This is a genomic window from Nocardioides sp. Root190, assembly GCF_001428565.1.
Classification (GTDB): Bacteria; Actinomycetota; Actinomycetes; order Propionibacteriales; family Nocardioidaceae; genus Nocardioides.
Window position 1 is genome coordinate 628,122 of record NZ_LMIA01000010.1, and the last position, 15,760, is coordinate 643,881.

A 15,760-nucleotide genomic window follows, 5' to 3' on the forward strand; every position below is an offset into this window, starting at 1 on the left:
TTCAAGCAGGCCAACCCATGCGGCCGTGACCGCCGGTTGGCGCGAATGGGTGCGCCTGCCGGGCATGGGCGTCGGCCCCGTGAAGGCCAAACTCGACACCGGTGCCCGAACCTCGGCACTTCATGCGTTCGACCTCGTCGAGTTCGAGCGCGACGGCGTCGACTGGGTCCGTTTCTCTGTGCACCCGTGGCAGCGGTCCAACCAGGACGCCGTCCTCGTCGAGTGCCCCGTCCACGACCGCCGCACCATCCGTTCCTCGACCGGTCACGAGCAGGAACGCGTCGTGGTCCTCACCGAGATCGAGCTGCTCGGCCAGACCGTGACGACCGAGGTCACGCTCACGCGCCGCGACGAGATGGGCTTCCGGATGCTGGTGGGCCGCGAGGCCCTGCGCCGGGGGTTCCTCGTCGACTCCGGCCGCTCCTACCTCGGCGGGCGCCCGCCGAGGAAGGTACGACGTCGCAACCGTGGGGTGAGCAGTGGCGCGTGAGTCCTTCGCGATCGGCAACGTCCGGGTCCGCGCCGGATCGACCAAGGAGGTCGAGCTCCCGATCACCCGCCTCGTGACCGGTGGCGACGTGAGCCTGCCTGTCCGGGTCGTGCACGGACGCGAGCCCGGCCCCACGGTCTGGGTCAACGCCGCCATCCACGGCGACGAGGTGATGGGGGTCGAGGTGATCCGCCAGGCCGTCGCGACGCTGTCGCCCCGCACGCTGCGGGGCACGCTGCTCGCCGTACCCGTCGTGAACGTGCTCGGGTTCATGACCGGCGACCGCTACCTGCCGGACCGCCGGGACCTCAACCGCTCCTTCCCCGGCTCGGCACGCGGCTCGCTCGCAAGCCGGATCGCGCACCTGTTCATGACCGAGGTGGTCAGCAAGTGCGAGGTCGGCATCGACCTGCACACCGCGGCGGACCGCCGTACCAACCTCCCCCAGATCCGCGCCGACCTCGACGATCCACGGACCCGCGAGCTCGCCGAGGCGTTCGGTGCCCCCGTCATGCTGCACGCCCGCCTGCGCGACGGCTCGCTGCGCCAGGCCGGACGCGACCGCGGCGCGACGGTGCTCCTCTACGAGGCCGGCGAGGCGCTGCGCTTCGAGGAGGAGCCCATCGCCGTCGGCGTCCAGGGGGTACGCCGTGTGCTGGCTGCGCTGGACATGATCGATCCGCTGCCGCCCGCACCTGAGGGCGAGACCCCGCCTGCCGAGGCCCGGACCAGCGGCTGGGTCCGCGCACGCGGCACCGGGATCCTGCACCTCGAGGTGCACCTGGGCGACCGCGTCGAGGAGGGCCAACGGCTGGGCGGACTGTCCGACACCTTCGGCCGACGGGTGCGCCTCGTGCACGCCGATCGCCCAGGGATCGTGATCGGGCTGACCCGGGCACCGCTGGTGAATGCAGGCGACGCGCTCATCCACATCGCCACCCCCGTCTGACCCAGCCAGTCCCGTCTGACCGGACCAATCCGCCGAGGGCTCGGCTACGAAGCACCTCCATGAAGCTGCGACTGCTCTGGGCCTGGTACGGCGTCTTGGCGACCCTGGTGGGGATCGGACTCGCCCACCTCACCGCGGCAGTGACCGACCCAGCGTCCTCGCCCGTGCTGGCCGTCGGCTCGACGGTCATCGACCTCACCCCGACCCCGATGAAGGAATGGGCGATCCGGACCTTCGGCAGCGCCGACAAGGTGATCCTGGTCGGTTCCGTCATGGTCGGCGTGCTGCTCCTCGCCGCGGTCGCCGGGATCATCGCGCGCAAGAACCTCATGGCGGGCTCCGCTCTGCTGGCCGGCCTCGTGGCCGTCGCCGGCGTGGCCGTGATGACCCGTCCCTCCGCCAGCGTCATCGACCTGCTGCCCAGCATCGTCGCCATCATCGCCGGGCCGCTCTCCCTGCGCCTCCTGTCCCGCACGCACGAGAAGGCCGAGACCGACGGCACCCGCCGCACCCTGCTCCTCACCGTCTCCGCGCTCGGCGCGGCCGCTGCGGTCGGAGGTCTCGCGGGTCGCGTCGTGACCCAGCTGCGCGCCCGCCCCGAGGACATCGCGCTCCCCGACCCCGTGGAGCCTGCTCCGTCGTTCCCTCGCGGACTCGACGACCAGGTCCCCGGCATCACCAAGTTCCGCACCGACGTCGCCGACTTCTACCGCGTCGACACCCGGCTGGACACGCCCGTGGTCAGCAGCGACGACTGGACGCTGACCATCGACGGCGATGTCGACAAGAAGGTGACGATCACCTTCGACGAGCTGCTCGAGATGCCCATGATCGAGCGCGACATCACGCTCACCTGCGTGTCCAACAGCGTCGGCGGCCCCTACCTCGGCTCCGCGCGCTGGCTCGGCGTCCGGCTCACCGACGTGCTCGACCTGGCCGGCATCAAGAACACCAAGGCCGACCAGATCCTCTCGACCGACTTCGACGGCATGACGATCAGCACCCCGTTCGACCTCGCCACCGACGGACGCGACGCGATGATCGTCGTCGGCATGAACGGCGAGCAGCTGCCACGTGAGAACGGCTTCCCCGTACGGATGCTGATCCCCGGCCTCTACGGCTTCATCAGCGCCACCAAGTGGCTCACCAAGCTCACCCTGACGACGTACGACGATCAGAAGGCCTACTGGACCGAGCGGGAGTGGGCGACCGACGCCCCCATCAAGATCTCCGCGCGCATCGACACCCCGAAGGCACTGGCGCAGATCGATGCGGGCGACGTCATCATCGGTGGCGTCGCCTGGGCCCAGGAGCGGGACGGCATCGCGAAGGTCCAGGTCCGCATCGACGGTGCGGGCTGGAAGGACGCCGAGCTGGGCCCGAACGCGGGCGAGAACTACTGGCGTCAGTGGTTCTACAAGTGGCCTGCCGAGTCCGGTTCCCACCGGATCGCCGTACGCGCTGTCGCCGGCAACGACGAGGCACAGACCGCTGTGCGTGCCGAGCCCTTCCCGAACGGCGCCAGCGGGCTCCACGAGCTCATCGTCAACGTCGGCTGACCGCTTTCACAGACCCTTCTGGACGGCTTCAGAAAGTCCGGAAGAAAAGTTCGATCCGGACCCAATCCGGCCGGACCAGCACACCGAATCACCACCGAAGCAAGACCAAGCACCAAACAACGGAAGGCATCACCATGAAGCTCCAGACCCTGCGCCGCAACGCCGGCATCGCGACCGCCGTGCTCGCCCTCTCTGTCTCCCTGGCCGCCTGTGGCGAGGACGAGCCGGAGACCAGCGGCAGCGACGACACCAGCTCCGACACGTCCGACAGCCCGATGGCCGAGGAGGGCGCTGCCGCCGAGACGTTCGGTCCCGGCTGCTCCGCCATCCCGACCTCCGGTGCCGGTTCCTTCGACGGCATGGTCAAGGACCCGGTCGCCACCGCCGCGAGCAACAACCCGCTCCTGAGCACGCTGGTCACCGCCGTCACGAGCATCGACGGCCTCGCCGACACCCTCAACGGCGCCCCCGCGCTGACCGTCTTCGCGCCGTACAACGACGCGTTCGCCGAGATCCCGGAGGCGGACCTGAACGGTCTCGTCGAGGGCGGCAAGGCCGACGGCCAGGACAGCATGCTCTACAAGATCCTCGCCCACCACGTGGTCGGCGCGAACGAGAAGGCCGACGGCATCGTCGGTGGCCAGGACACCCTCGCGGGCGACAAGCTCACCATCGAGGGCGACGCCGAGTCCGGCATGACGGTCACCGACGGCACCGTGACCGCCAACGTGCTCTGCGGCAACATCCCGACCGCCAACGCTACTGTCTACGTGATCGACAAGGTCATGACCGGGGTCAAGTGATCCTGCAGGACCTCCGAAACACGAGAGAGTGACCGACATGCAACCGGTCCCTGACGCCGCAGCCGGCGCCCCCCTCGCGGGGGCGGCGGCTGCGGCCGGGCCTGACCTGGGTGGGCTGCTGAAGCTGTCCGCCCGGGGAGACACGGTCGCTTTCTCGCAGCTGTACGACGCGACGGCGTCCCGGATCCACGGGCTCGTCGTCCGCGTCGTCCGCGACCGGGCCCAGGCCGAAGAGGTCACCCAAGAGGTGTTCCTCGAGGTCTGGCGCCAGTCCGGACGGTTCGACCCCGAACGGGGCAGCGCGTTGTCCTGGCTGATGACCATCGCCCACCGCAAGGCGGTCGACCGGGTCCGCAGCGCAGAGGCGGCCTCCCGCCGCGACGTTGCCTACGAACAGCACAACCAGGTGCCCGACCACGACGTCACCGCCGAGGCAGCACATGCTTCCCTCGAGGCACGCCGGGTCCGCGCCGCACTGACCCACCTCACCACCGTCCAGCGCGAGGCAATCGAGCTGGCGTACTTCGGCGGCTACACCCACACGGAAGTTGCCGCACTGCTCGACCTACCGGTCGGGACAGCCAAGACCAGGATTCGCGACGGACTCATCAGGCTGCGCGACACGATCGGAGTAGGAAGATGACCGATCAGGACCACGCTCTGTCGGGCGCATACGCCGTGGACGCCCTCGATGACCTCGAGCGCGCCCGGTTCGAGGCGCACCTGAGCAACTGCCCCGACTGCCGCGACGAGGTCGACGGCCTCCGTGAGGCCTCCGCCCTGCTCGGCATCGACGCCGTCGAGCCGTCCCCCGCACTCCGTGCCGCGGTGCTGGCCGGCATCAAGGACATCCGTCCCCTGCCGCCGATCCTCGAGGAGCCCGAGGTCCGCGACGAGCTCGCCGAGCGCCGTACGCGCCGCCTGCTCTCCCGGGTCCCGCTGCTCGTCGCCGCCGCCGTCGTCCTGCTCCTCGCCGTCGGCACCGCCTGGGTCCGGCCCTGGAGCGAGGAGACCACCCCGGGCCAGGGCCCGCAGCTGAGCCCCGCCGAGCAGATCATCGCCGCGGCCGACGCCACCAGCGTCGAGAAGCACTTCCCCGACGGCGCGGTGGCCACGATCGTGCACTCGCGCAGCCTGGGCAGGGCGCTCATCAAGACCGAGGACATGCCCCCGGCCCCCGCCGGCAAGGTCTACGAGCTCTGGTTCCAGACGCCCGCCGGCGAGATGGTCCGGGCCGGGCTGATGCCGCCGCTGCGCGACCAGACCTTCCCCCTCGAGGGCGACGGCTCACGTGCCGTCGGCGTCGGGATCACCGTCGAGCCGGCAGGGGGATCGGACCAGCCCTCGGCCGAGCCGATCGCCTACTTCCCCCTCACGTGATGAACAGCTCGACACCACGGCGTATCGCCGTGGTGGGCTCCGGCGTCGCCGGACTCACCGCCGCCTACGTCGCCTCCCATCCCGACCACGACGTCCACGTCACGCTGATCGAGGCCGACGACCGGCTCGGCGGCCACGCCGACACGCACGACGTCCTGGACCCGACCGGCCGGATGCTGGCGATCGACACCGGCTTCATCGTCCACAACCGACGGACCTACCCGGTCCTCCTGCGGATCTTCGACGAGCTCGGCGTGCCGACCCAGGAGTCGGAGATGTCGATGTCGATCAGCGACGAGCAGACCGGCCTCGAGTGGGCCGGCGCGCTGGGCAGGACCGGCGTCTTCCCCGCCGGGGAGCGCAACCACCGCAATCCCTCCTACCTGCGGATGCTGACCGAGATCCCGCGCTTTCACCGGCAGGCCCGGCGGCTGCTCGAGGCGACCGAGGACCCCGCTGGCGACCCGACCACGCTGGCCGACTTCCTCGACGAGGGCGGCTTCACGCCGTACTTCCGCCGCCACTTCATGGAGCCCCTGGTCGCCGCGGTCTGGTCGTGCGAGCCGGAGACGGCGCTGGAATACCCGGCCGCGTACCTGTTCTCGTTCCTGTCCCACCACGGCATGCTCCAGGTGTTCGGATCGCCGACCTGGCGCACCGTCACCGGAGGTTCGCGCACCTACGTCCGCGCCCTCACCGACGCGATCCGCGAGAGGGGCAGCGAGATCCGCACCGGCAGCCCGGTCCTCGGCATCGAGGAGACCGAGGACGGCGTCGAGGTGACGACCGCCAGCGGTCGTGAGCAGTACGACGCCGTGGTGATCGCCGCGCACCCCGAGCAGGCGCTCGGGATGCTGGTCGCGCCCACGCTCCTGCAGAAGGAGCTGCTCGGCGCGATGCCCTACGCGCCCAACACCGCGCTGCTGCACACCGACACCAGCCTCCTGCCGAGCGCCGAGGACGCACGGGCCTCCTGGAACTTCCGGCGCCCCGCGTCGTCCCGGGCCGGAGTGCTCGTCACCTACGACCTCACCCGTCTGCAACGGCTGCCCACGGGCACCTCGTACCTCGTGACGCTGGGCGGCGAGGACCTGGTCGACCCGGACACCGTCATCGCCCGGCGCGACTACGCCCACCCGCTCTACACACCGGCCTCCGTCGCCGCCCAGGGCCGGCTGAAGGAGATCGACACCGATCGCATCGCCTTCGCCGGCGCCTACCACGGCTGGGGCTTCCACGAGGACGGCGCGCGCTCCGGCCTGAAGGCCGCCGAGCGGCTCGGCCTCGGCTGGGCGGACGGTACGCCGTCAGCACCTGCGGCCCCGGCGACGTCGTACCGCACCACCCTGACCCACCGCCGACGCGCACCCCTGCGCAACGACTTCGTGATCCACTCCCACCTCGCCGTCGTCGACCTCGACCAGGTCAGCGGTGAGGGCACCGTCGACGGCGCCCGCGGTCGATTCCTGGGCCGGGACCACTTCGACGGCGACACGACCACCGTGCGCGAGGGCCTGGACCGCTTCCTCGCCGGGCACGGCATCGACCTGCGGGGCGGCCGCGCGCTGATGGCTGCGCAGCCTCGGGCGTTCGGCCACTGCTTCAATCCGATCTCGGTCCACTGGTGCTGGACCGGGAGCACGGGTGCCGGCCGTCCCGCAGCCACCGTCGTCGAGGTGCACAACACCTACGGCGACCGACACGCCTACCTGCTCGATGCCGACGAGGACGGGCGGGGACAGGTCGACAAGGCGATGTACGTCTCGCCCTTCCACGGCACTGACGGCCACTACGAGGTCGTCGCGCCGCCGCCGGACCCGGTCTCCGGTCGACTGCGCATCGCGGTCCGGCTGGTCACCGAGGACGGTGCCCGCTTCGACGCCGCGGTGACCGGAACTCCCGCCCCGGCGCCACGACTGCCGCTCGCTGGCCTGCGCGGCTCCGCCCTCATCCGGGCACACGGCATCGCCCTGTGGGCCCGCCGCCTGCCCGTCCAACCCCGTCCCACACCCGCCTCGGCCCATCAGGAAGGCAGCAACCGATGACTGTCACCGACGCCCGCACCGCCGCACCGTGGGAGAGCCTGCGCTCCGCGCCGCACAACGGGATCTCCGCGAAGATCGCCGCTCGCCTGTTCCGCTCCGCCGTCGCCCGACTGCACGTGAGCGTCCGGCTCGACCACCCCGACGGCACGAGCGAACAGCTCGGCCTCGGCGGACCCGCCATCGTCGTCCACCGTCCGGCCGAGTTCTTCGCCCGGATCGGACGGGACAAGCTGATCGGGTTCGGCGAGTCCTACATGACCGGCGCCTGGAGCGAGGACGGCGAGCCGGCGGACGGCGTGCTGGGCGAGTTCCTCACCGTCATGGCCTCCGACATCGCCCAGCTGGTCCCGCCGTCGCTGCAGAAGCTGCGCGCCCTCGTCGTCCCGCGTCTGCCCCGCAGCCACCGCGGGACCACCGAGAACACCCAGGCCAACGTCGCGCACCACTACGACCTCTCCAACGACCTCTTCACGGCGTTCCTCGATCCGACGCTGTCCTACTCGGCGGCACTCTTCGAGGACCTCGAGACCGCGCTGACCGAGGACTTCGCGGCTGCCCAGCACCGCAAGATCGACCGGCTGCTCGACCAGGCCGGCGTCGGTGAGGGCACCCGCCTCCTCGAGATCGGCACCGGCTGGGGCGAGCTGGCCATCCGCGCCGCCGAGCGCGGCGCCGTCGTCCGTTCCATCACCCTCTCCGTCGAGCAGCAGCAGCTCGCCCGCGACCGGATCGCCGCCGCTGGCCATGCCGAGCAGGTCCAGGTCGACCTGTGCGACTACCGGGCACTGCTCGAGGAGCCCGCCGGCCAGTACGACGCCGTCGTGTCCGTCGAGATGATCGAGGCCGTCGGCTGGGAGTTCTGGCCGACGTACTTCCAGACCCTGGACCACGTCCTCGCGCCGGGCGGGATCGTGGCCATCCAGGCCATCACGATGCCGCACGACCGGATGCTCGCGACGCGCTCGACGCACACCTTCATCACCAAGTACATCTTCCCGGGCGGCGCCCTGCCCTCGGTGGAGGCCATCCACGAGGTCGTCGACACCCACACGTCGCTGCGGGTCAGCGACGAGTTCGGCTTCGGTGCGCACTACGCGCCGACCCTGCAGCGCTGGGACCGGGCTTTTCTCGAGTCGGTCGCCCAGGTCAACGGCCTGGGCTTCGACGAGACCTTCGTCCGGATGTGGCACTTCTACCTGGAGTACTGCCGTGGCGGCTTCGCCGCGGGCTACATCGACGACCACCAGCTGACCTTCACCCGCCCGGGCGAGGAGTCGTGATGATCGCCGCGAAGCTCGAGCAGGCACTGCGGCCCTTCCTGGCCGGCGACCTGCCGGTCCGCCTGGTGGCGTGGGACGGGTCGGAGGCTGGTCCGGAGAACGCCCCGGTCGTCGAGCTCCGCTCCCCCGACGCGCTGCGTCGTCTCCTCTGGCACCCCAACGAGCTCGGTGCGGCGCAGGCCTACGTGACCGGCGAGCTGGACGTGCCGGGCGACCTGGACCGCGCCCTGACCCACGCCTTCGCCGTGGCCGCCGAGCGGGGCCTCTCCGGCCGCCGTCCCTCGGCGCGGGCCGTCGTCGGTGCCGTTCGCGCGGCCCTCGGCATGGACCTGCTCGGCCGACCGCCCGCCCCGCCCGCCACCCAGGCCGTGCTCCGCGGACGGCTGCACAGCAAGGCCCGTGACCGTGCGTCGATCAGCCACCACTACGACACGACCGCAGAGTTCTACTCGCTGATCCTCGACAACGAGACGATGGCCTACTCCAGCGGCTACCACTCGTCGGCGGACCAGCCGCTCGCCGAGGCCCAGCACGCGAAGCTCGACCTCGTGTGCCGCAAGCTCGGCCTCGAGCCCGGCATGCGGATGCTCGACGTCGGGTGCGGCTGGGGTTCGCTCTCGCTGCACGCCGCCGAGCACTTCGGCGTGCACGTGACCGGCGTGACGATCTCGACCGAGCAGCGACAGTTCGCCCAGGCGGCCGCTCGCCGCCGCGGACTCAGCGACCGCGTCGACCTCCAGCTCTGTGACTACCGCGACGCCGTACCCATCAGGGGTGCGGAGTACGACGCCGTGGCGTCGCTGGAGATGGGTGAGCACGTCGGGCAGCGCAACTACCCGACCTACGCCCAGGTCCTGCACGACGCGGTGCGTCCGGGCGGACGAGTGCTCGTGCAGCAGATGTCACGGACCGGCCGGCATCCCGGGGGCGGGCCGTTCATCGAATCCTTCATCGCGCCGGACATGTACATGCGCCCGGTCGGCGAGACCGTCGCCATGCTCGAGGCGTCCGGGCTGGAGGCGCGTGACGTGCACGCGTTGCGCGAGCACTACGTCCTGACCGTGGCCGGGTGGCTGGAACGTTTCGAGAAGAACGTCGAGGCCATCACCGAGCTGGTCGGCGAGGAGCTGGTCCGCGTCTGGCGGCTCTACCTCGTCGGGGGCTCGATGGCCTTCCGTGACGGCCGGATGGGTGTCGACCAGGTGCTCCTGGTCCGCCCCGGCGGGGATCATGACCTCCCGCGGACCAGGGCGTGGTGAGTCGTGGGGGCTGACCTCGTCTGGTCGATCAGCGCAGCGGCCGTCACCGCTGCGCTGGTCATGGGCGCGACCGCACTGGTCGCCCGGCGACAGGGCCGGGTGGCCGTGGTCGACGTCTCCTGGGGCTCGGGCTTCGTCCTGGTCGCCGTGGTCTGCGCGCTCCTGGCGCTGCTGCGCGACACGGGCGACCCGCTCCGCACCGTCTTCCTGACGGCGATCGTTGCCGTCTGGGGGTCGCGTCTGGCGTGGCACATCCACCGCCGGACCGCCGGCCACACCGATGAAGACCCGCGATACGAGAAGGTTCTGGGGGGATCGCTCTCGCAGGTGGGCATGGGCAGGGCAGTACGCAAGGTGTTCGCCGTGCAGGGCGTGGCGCTCACCATCATTGCGCTTCCTGTCGCCGTCGGTGTGGTCGGTGAGACCCGCTGGTGGCCGCTCGTCGTCCTCGGCGGCGTGCTGTGGATCGTCGGCCTCGTCTTCGAGTCCGTCGGCGACGCCCAGCTCGCGGCCTACCGCGCCCGACCCCGCGAGAGCCGCCCCCAGGTGCTCGACACCGGACTGTGGCGGTTCACCCGCCACCCCAACTACTTCGGGGATGCGTGTGTGTGGTGGGGGGTGTGGTTGGCCGGCGGCCTGGCGACTGGTTGGGTCGCCGGCCTGGCCACCCTCGTGGCCCCCATCGCGATGACCTTCTTCCTCGTGTACGCCACGGGCGCCCGCCTGATCGAGAAGACGATGATGCAACGCCCCGGCTACCCGGAGTACGCCGCCCGTACGTCCTTCTTCGTCCCGCTGCCGCCGCGGCGGGCGTGAGCTCGCCCGCTCCGGCGACCGCGTCTCCTCTAACCTCGTCCCCGTGAGCGACGACGAGGAGTACCTCCGGCTGGCATCGGTCGACAACTTCAGGGACGTGGTCGGCCGGGTCGAGGGTCGGGGTTACGCCACCACCGACGGCACGCACCTGAGGACCGGGGTGTTCTTCCGCTCCAACGACCTGCGGCTCACCGACACCGACCACGGCCTGCTCGAGTCGCTCGGCCTGCGCGCCGTGCTCGACCTCCGTTCGCCGACCGAGATCGCGCTGCACCCCGATCCGCAGGTGCCCGGCGCCGAGGCGCTGCACTTCGACGCGATCGGCATCCCGATGGAGCGCGTCGCCGGCCTCACCTCCCGCGCAGCGGCGGTGGAGCTGATGGAGGCGGTCTACCGCGGCTTCGTCACCCACCCGAAGTCGACCGCGGCCTTCGGCGCCGTCCTCCGCCAGCTCGCGACCGGCGGACCCCAGCTCTTCCACTGCTCGGCCGGCAAGGACCGCACCGGATGGGTCGCTGCGCTCCTGCTCCACATCGCCGGGGTCGACGACCCGACCATCGAGGCCGACTACCTGCTCACCAACGCCCTCACCGGCGAGAGCCGTGCCCGCACCGAGGCGGAGATCGCCAAGCACCTCGGACCCGAGGCCCTCGACGTCTTCGAGCCGACCCTCGTGGTCGACACGTCCTACCTGCGGGCGGCGCTCGCGGAGCTCGCTGCGACGTACGGCGACCGGGCGTCGTACCTCCGCGACGGGCTCGGGCTCGACGACACCGTGGTCAGTCGGCTGAGGGGCCTGCTGCGGGACGACTGAGCGGGGGCCGCCCCCGGCGGATGTCATGCGAAGTGGTCGCTGTGGCCGCCAGATCGTATGACTTCCCCGGGAGGAGCGGCCGATCACGCGGCCGACGCCCGAGCACGACCCGCCGAGAGGGCCTCGGCGATCTGGTCGAAGAAGTCATCGGGCTGAAGGCGCAGTCCCAGAAGGGGCAACCGCACCACGATGTCTCCGCTGATCGCCAGGGAGTTCTGGCGAAGAGCCTCGCCGATGGCATTCTCGGCCCACCCGTGGTGGATCCCATCGATCTCGACGACGACACCCAGCTCGGGCCAGCCCAGGTCCAGGTAGTAGTTCCCCCGCTTGTCCTTGCGAAGAACCTGCCTGGCCGGCAGCGGAAGGCCCCGCCGACGCAGCTCCCGAGCGACATCGAGCTCGCCCAGGGCCCGCGCGCCGTCGAGGAGGTCGCCGATCGTGAGGTGGATCAGGGTCCGCCGCTTGTCCCGTCGTATCCGGAGTGCCTCGACGCCGACCTGCGACGCCGTCGCCAGCCCCTGCTGGACCACCATCGTCAGGACGAGCGCCGCCTGACGGTCGCTGTCGGCCCAGAGCGCCGCCCGGACGGCGGCGACCGGGACCCTCGTCCGGTGGATGCCACTGGGCGCGGCGTCCTTGGCCGACCAGCGACGGGTCTGCCTGATGTCGTAGAGGGAGGTACGACGCACTCGTGCTCCCCGTGGCACGGAGACCCGGATGCGGTCGACGGCGAACCGCTCCAGTCCGGACGCCACCAGGCTGGCAGCGCCGTCCAGCTGTGAACGAGGTCCTGCCTGGACGACGGCCGCCCAGAAGTGCGCCTGTCGGTCCATCGGGCCGTTGTGGAGCACCACGACCTGATCGGTCAGCAGCCGCCACCGCCCGGCCCGCACGTGCCCACGCACCTCGGCCCGGGTCACGCCGTGGAGGTACAGCACCTGTCTGAGGAGCACACCGCCCTGGCGTCCGGCGATGGCGTAGACCTCGTCCCACCGAGGGGCGGCCAGCGGTCCCAGACGGATCAGCGACGCGGAGGACGGCGGCGGGTCGGCTCGTGGCGAGGTCATGGGAATCACCTGTCCCCTGGCGCGGGCACGGTCGAACCCTCGATCTCCTCCCTGTGGAGAACGCCCCGGGATGTCATGCGATGTGGTCGCCGGAGCAGCCACTTCGCATGACATCCGCCAGCGGCTACCCCGGCGGGAGCTGGTCCAGCTGGTCCAGCTGGATCGCCTGGGTCGGCTCCTCGGCGGCCTCGGGGCGCGGCGGCCGGCCGGGGATGTGCTGCTTGATGATCTCCTCGGTGACCGGGTCGAGGACGATCTCGTGCGAGTCACCGTCGCGTCCGTCGAAGCGCACGGCGACGGTCTCGAAGCCCTTGTGGCGCTGCATCTGCGCGTACATCGCGTAGGCGCGGCGGTCGGCCTCGGTCAGGTCGACCGAGTCGGTGAACGGCGTGAGCAGCGCGCGCGGCCACAACCTGCGGGCCAGCACCACGTTGACCTCGATGCCCAGCACACCCATGATCGCGCCGATGTAGAGCAGGCCCATCAGGCCGAGGACCACACCGAAGGTCTGGGTCATCGAGTTGGCCTCGGCGCTCGCGATGACGCCGGTGACGTAGACGGTGCCGATGTACTGCAGGAACTGCCACAGGACCGCGACGGTGAAGCCACCGGGCGCTGCCCGGATGCCACGGTCCCGGATCGCCCGGGCCGCAGCCAACCGCAGCAGGGCCGTCATGCCGAGCCCCAGGATCACCACGGTGATCAACCGGACCAGCCAGTGGAACCACCCGTGCCGGGACAGCTCGCCGACGACATCGGTCTCGACGAGCACCGCCGAGCCGATCGAGATCACCAGGATCGCGGTCCCCGCGACGGCCAGCAGGAAGAGGCTGTTGACCCGCGTCATCACCGGGTGCGGGCGGCTGTTGCGCGGCACGGCCCAGGCCGCCGACTGCACGTTCTGCAGGGCGAGACCGAGGCCGAGCGCGCCGTACAGAGCCGTGAGTGCACCGACGATGATGCCGCCCGTCGAGCCCTGCAGGCCCTCCGGACGACCGAGCGCGTCACCGATGATCGGGAACTGTCCGAGCGCGGAGTCGAGCACCTGCTCCTGGAGGTTCGGACGGCCCTCGAGGATGAACCCGAGGATCGAGGTGCCGAGCAGCAGGAGCGGGAAGATCGACAGGAACGCGTAGAACGTCAGGATCGCTGCGAGGTAGTTGCCCTGGTCGTCGAAGAACTTGTAGATGACCGCCAGCGGGAAGCCGAAGACCGCGCGGCGGCGCTGCCCGCGATCGATGTCTCCGACAACTCCCACAGGCGCAACCTATGACATCGCCCACGCCGATCCGGGGAGGGGCGGCATCTTGCGCCCACCGGCGCCGCTACCGGCGCCACGCCTCGAACCCCTCGACGAGGGTCGCGCCGGGGTCCACCTCGGCGCCGACGGCGAACCCGAACCGCCGACGCACGTCACGATCGGCGAAGTCCAGGACCCCGCCGACATCGAAGCGGAAGAGCCTCTCCCACTCACCCGAGGCCTGCGCGGCGTACGCCGTCACCTGGCTCCCACGCAGCGCGAAGCCGAGGCGTGAGCCGGGACCGGAGAGGTCGAGGGTGCCGTCCAGGGAACCGAGCGGCTCGGTGACGCCGGTCGCGTCCAGGCCGCCGGAGCGCAGGTCCCAGCCGACCCGACGGAGCCGGTGGTTGTAGCGGATCAGGAGGTGGTTGTCGGCGTCCTGCGCGACGCCCAGGAAGAGCCGGTTGCCCCCGCCGGCGAGCAGCAGGTCCGTGCGCACCGATGCCGCGAAGCGCCGCGAGCGCACCGGCTCCTGGCTGCGCAGGATCGTGTGGGTCGGCTCGGACGCCACCACGGCCAGCGGGGCGCTCAGCGCGACGGACCGGTAGTCGTCCGGGCCGGGGGCCGGGGCGAACAGGTCCAGCTCGGCGAGGTGCTCGGTGAGCAGCCGGCCGAGGCGGGCACGTCGGACCGGCTCGACCTCGGCCAGGTCGGTGGTCTCCGACGGGTCGGTCGACAGGTCGTAGAGCTCGTCGCGGTCATCGCGCAGGTGTCGCACCAGCTTGTAGCGGCCCCGGCGCACGGCGGCATGCGGATGGACGGCGCCGATGTGGTGCGGGTAGGCCCAGAACAGGGTGTCCCGGTCGCTGCTGCCGCCGCGGATGACCCGGGAGAGGTCGATCCCGTCGACCTGGCGGGGCGTCGGTACGCGGGCGAGGGCTGCCGCTGTCGGCAGGACGTCGATCGTGCTCGCCAGCTCGTCGGAGACCTGACCGGCCGCACCGGTGCCCGGCCACCACGCGATCAACGGCACCCGGATCCCGCCCTCGTAGAGCTGGCCCTTGACGCCGCGCAGCGGCTGGTTGGCCGGGCGGTTCGGGCCACCGTTGTCGCTGGTGACCAGGAGCAGGGTGTTGCGGGCGATGCCCTGGGTGCGCAGCTCGTCGACGATCCGGCCGACCTGCTGGTCCACGCTCTCCAGCATCGCCGCGAGCTGGGGGCGCGCGCCCGGGCCGCCGGCGCCCGGCTTGGCGTCGTACTTCGCGACCAGTCCGGGCTTGCCGTCCAGCGTCGTGTGCACTGCGTAGTTGGACACGTGCAGGAAGAAGGGCTCGTCCCGGTGCCGGCGCACGAAGTCGACGGCCTCCTGGGCGAGCCGGTCGGTGAGGTGCTCGCCCGGCGCGCGGGCAGGGAGAGAGGGCATGAAGAAGTACGGATGGAAGTAGTCGCCGCCGCCGATGTAGAGCTGCTCGGAGGCGATCACCTCGTCGAAGCCGTGCGCGAACGGGTTGCCCGGCCGCGAGCGGTAGTCGCCGCTGTAGGTCTCGGTCAGGTGCCACTTGCCGATCAGACCGGTCGTGTAGCCGCGCGGACGCAGCACGTCCGGGATCGTGGTGAGGTCGGTGGACAGGTGCAGGTCGCTGGCCGCGCCCTCGCCGCGCAGGTAGTCGGTGATGCCGGTGCGCCCCGGGAACTGGCCGGTCACCAGCGCGGCCCGGCTCGGGGAGCACAGCGGTGCGGCGGCGTACGCCTGGGTGAACCGGGTGCCCTCCTCGGCCAGCTGGTCGATCCGCGGCGTCTCGTTGAACGTGTTGCCGTAGCAGCCGAGCTCGTCCCACCCGAGGTCGTCGATCGAGACGACGATGACGTTGGGCCGACGCCCGGCGGCCCGCGGAGCCCTTCTGGTCTCGCCCGCCGACCCGACGGCACCCGCGGCGAACGGCACCGCAGCGGCCGCTCCCCCCACCGCAGCACCTCGCAGGACGGTACGACGGGTCGCGGGAAGGGTCTGCCGAGTCATGAGGCGAAATACTACATAGACTTACTCGACATTCACGG

At 71.1% G+C, this 15,760-nt stretch carries 14 protein-coding genes; 11 read left to right on the forward strand and 3 right to left on the reverse strand.

Going from position 1 to position 15,760, the window contains the following annotated elements:
• Positions 1–25: 25 nt before the first annotated feature.
• The 11 genes from ASE01_RS15815 (at position 26) to ASE01_RS15865 (ending at position 11,395) form a co-directional block, all read left to right on the forward strand.
• The gene (locus tag ASE01_RS15815) at positions 26–490 is read left to right on the forward strand and encodes an ATP-dependent zinc protease (RefSeq protein ID WP_235536046.1); all 465 of its coding nucleotides are present in this window, start codon (positions 26–28) and stop codon (positions 488–490) included.
• The gene (locus ASE01_RS15820; RefSeq protein WP_056754014.1) at positions 480–1,439 is read left to right on the forward strand and encodes a succinylglutamate desuccinylase/aspartoacylase family protein; all 960 of its coding nucleotides are present in this window, start codon (positions 480–482) and stop codon (positions 1,437–1,439) included. The genes ASE01_RS15815 and ASE01_RS15820 overlap by 11 nt, the downstream gene beginning before the upstream one ends.
• Before the next feature lie 59 nt (positions 1,440–1,498).
• A complete protein-coding gene (locus ASE01_RS15825; protein WP_056754016.1) occupies positions 1,499–2,998 on the forward strand; it encodes a molybdopterin-dependent oxidoreductase in 1,500 nt (499 codons plus the stop codon).
• Positions 2,999–3,132: 134 nt separating this feature from the next.
• Positions 3,133–3,801 (forward strand): fasciclin domain-containing protein, encoded by a 669-nt coding sequence (locus ASE01_RS15830; protein WP_056754021.1) that lies wholly within the window; start codon positions 3,133–3,135, stop codon positions 3,799–3,801.
• Positions 3,802–3,838: 37 nt separating this feature from the next.
• Complete coding sequence (gene sigK / locus ASE01_RS15835; RefSeq protein WP_056754856.1) at positions 3,839–4,444, forward strand: ECF RNA polymerase sigma factor SigK; 606 nt, start codon at positions 3,839–3,841, stop codon at positions 4,442–4,444.
• On the forward strand, positions 4,441–5,181 hold the full coding sequence (locus ASE01_RS15840; RefSeq protein ID WP_056754023.1) for an anti-sigma factor domain-containing protein: 741 nt from the start codon (positions 4,441–4,443) through the stop codon (positions 5,179–5,181). The genes sigK and ASE01_RS15840 overlap by 4 nt, the downstream gene beginning before the upstream one ends.
• The gene (locus ASE01_RS15845) at positions 5,181–7,226 is read left to right on the forward strand and encodes an FAD-dependent oxidoreductase (RefSeq protein ID WP_056754026.1); all 2,046 of its coding nucleotides are present in this window, start codon (positions 5,181–5,183) and stop codon (positions 7,224–7,226) included. Before ASE01_RS15840 ends, ASE01_RS15845 begins: the two co-directional genes overlap by 1 nt.
• Positions 7,223–8,506, forward strand: coding sequence for a class I SAM-dependent methyltransferase (locus tag ASE01_RS15850; protein WP_056754029.1), 1,284 nt, complete (start codon positions 7,223–7,225; stop codon positions 8,504–8,506). The genes ASE01_RS15845 and ASE01_RS15850 overlap by 4 nt, the downstream gene beginning before the upstream one ends.
• Positions 8,506–9,765 carry an SAM-dependent methyltransferase gene (locus tag ASE01_RS15855; protein WP_056754032.1) on the forward strand — a complete coding sequence of 420 codons (1,260 nt, stop codon included), beginning with the start codon at positions 8,506–8,508 and terminating at the stop codon, positions 9,763–9,765. The genes ASE01_RS15850 and ASE01_RS15855 overlap by 1 nt, the downstream gene beginning before the upstream one ends.
• A 3-nt stretch (positions 9,766–9,768) precedes the next feature.
• Positions 9,769–10,581 (forward strand): DUF1295 domain-containing protein, encoded by an 813-nt coding sequence (locus ASE01_RS15860; RefSeq protein WP_056754034.1) that lies wholly within the window; start codon positions 9,769–9,771, stop codon positions 10,579–10,581.
• A gap of 43 nt (positions 10,582–10,624) precedes the next feature.
• On the forward strand, positions 10,625–11,395 hold the full coding sequence (locus ASE01_RS15865; RefSeq protein ID WP_056754038.1) for a tyrosine-protein phosphatase: 771 nt from the start codon (positions 10,625–10,627) through the stop codon (positions 11,393–11,395).
• An 83-nt stretch (positions 11,396–11,478) separates the two neighbouring features.
• Here the strand turns inward: ASE01_RS15865 and ASE01_RS15870 are convergent, their stop codons facing one another.
• The 3 genes from ASE01_RS15870 to ASE01_RS15880 form a co-directional block, all read right to left on the reverse strand.
• Entirely contained in the window at positions 11,479–12,462 is a 984-nt protein-coding gene (locus ASE01_RS15870) for a hypothetical protein (protein ID WP_056754041.1), read from the reverse strand.
• 124 nt (positions 12,463–12,586) lie between these two features.
• Positions 12,587–13,720 carry a YihY/virulence factor BrkB family protein gene (locus ASE01_RS15875; RefSeq protein WP_082606100.1) on the reverse strand — a complete coding sequence of 378 codons (1,134 nt, stop codon included), beginning with the start codon at positions 13,718–13,720 and terminating at the stop codon, positions 12,587–12,589.
• A gap of 67 nt (positions 13,721–13,787) precedes the next feature.
• A complete protein-coding gene (locus ASE01_RS15880; protein WP_082606101.1) occupies positions 13,788–15,722 on the reverse strand; it encodes a sulfatase in 1,935 nt (644 codons plus the stop codon).
• Between the last annotated feature and the right edge of the window lie 38 nt (positions 15,723–15,760).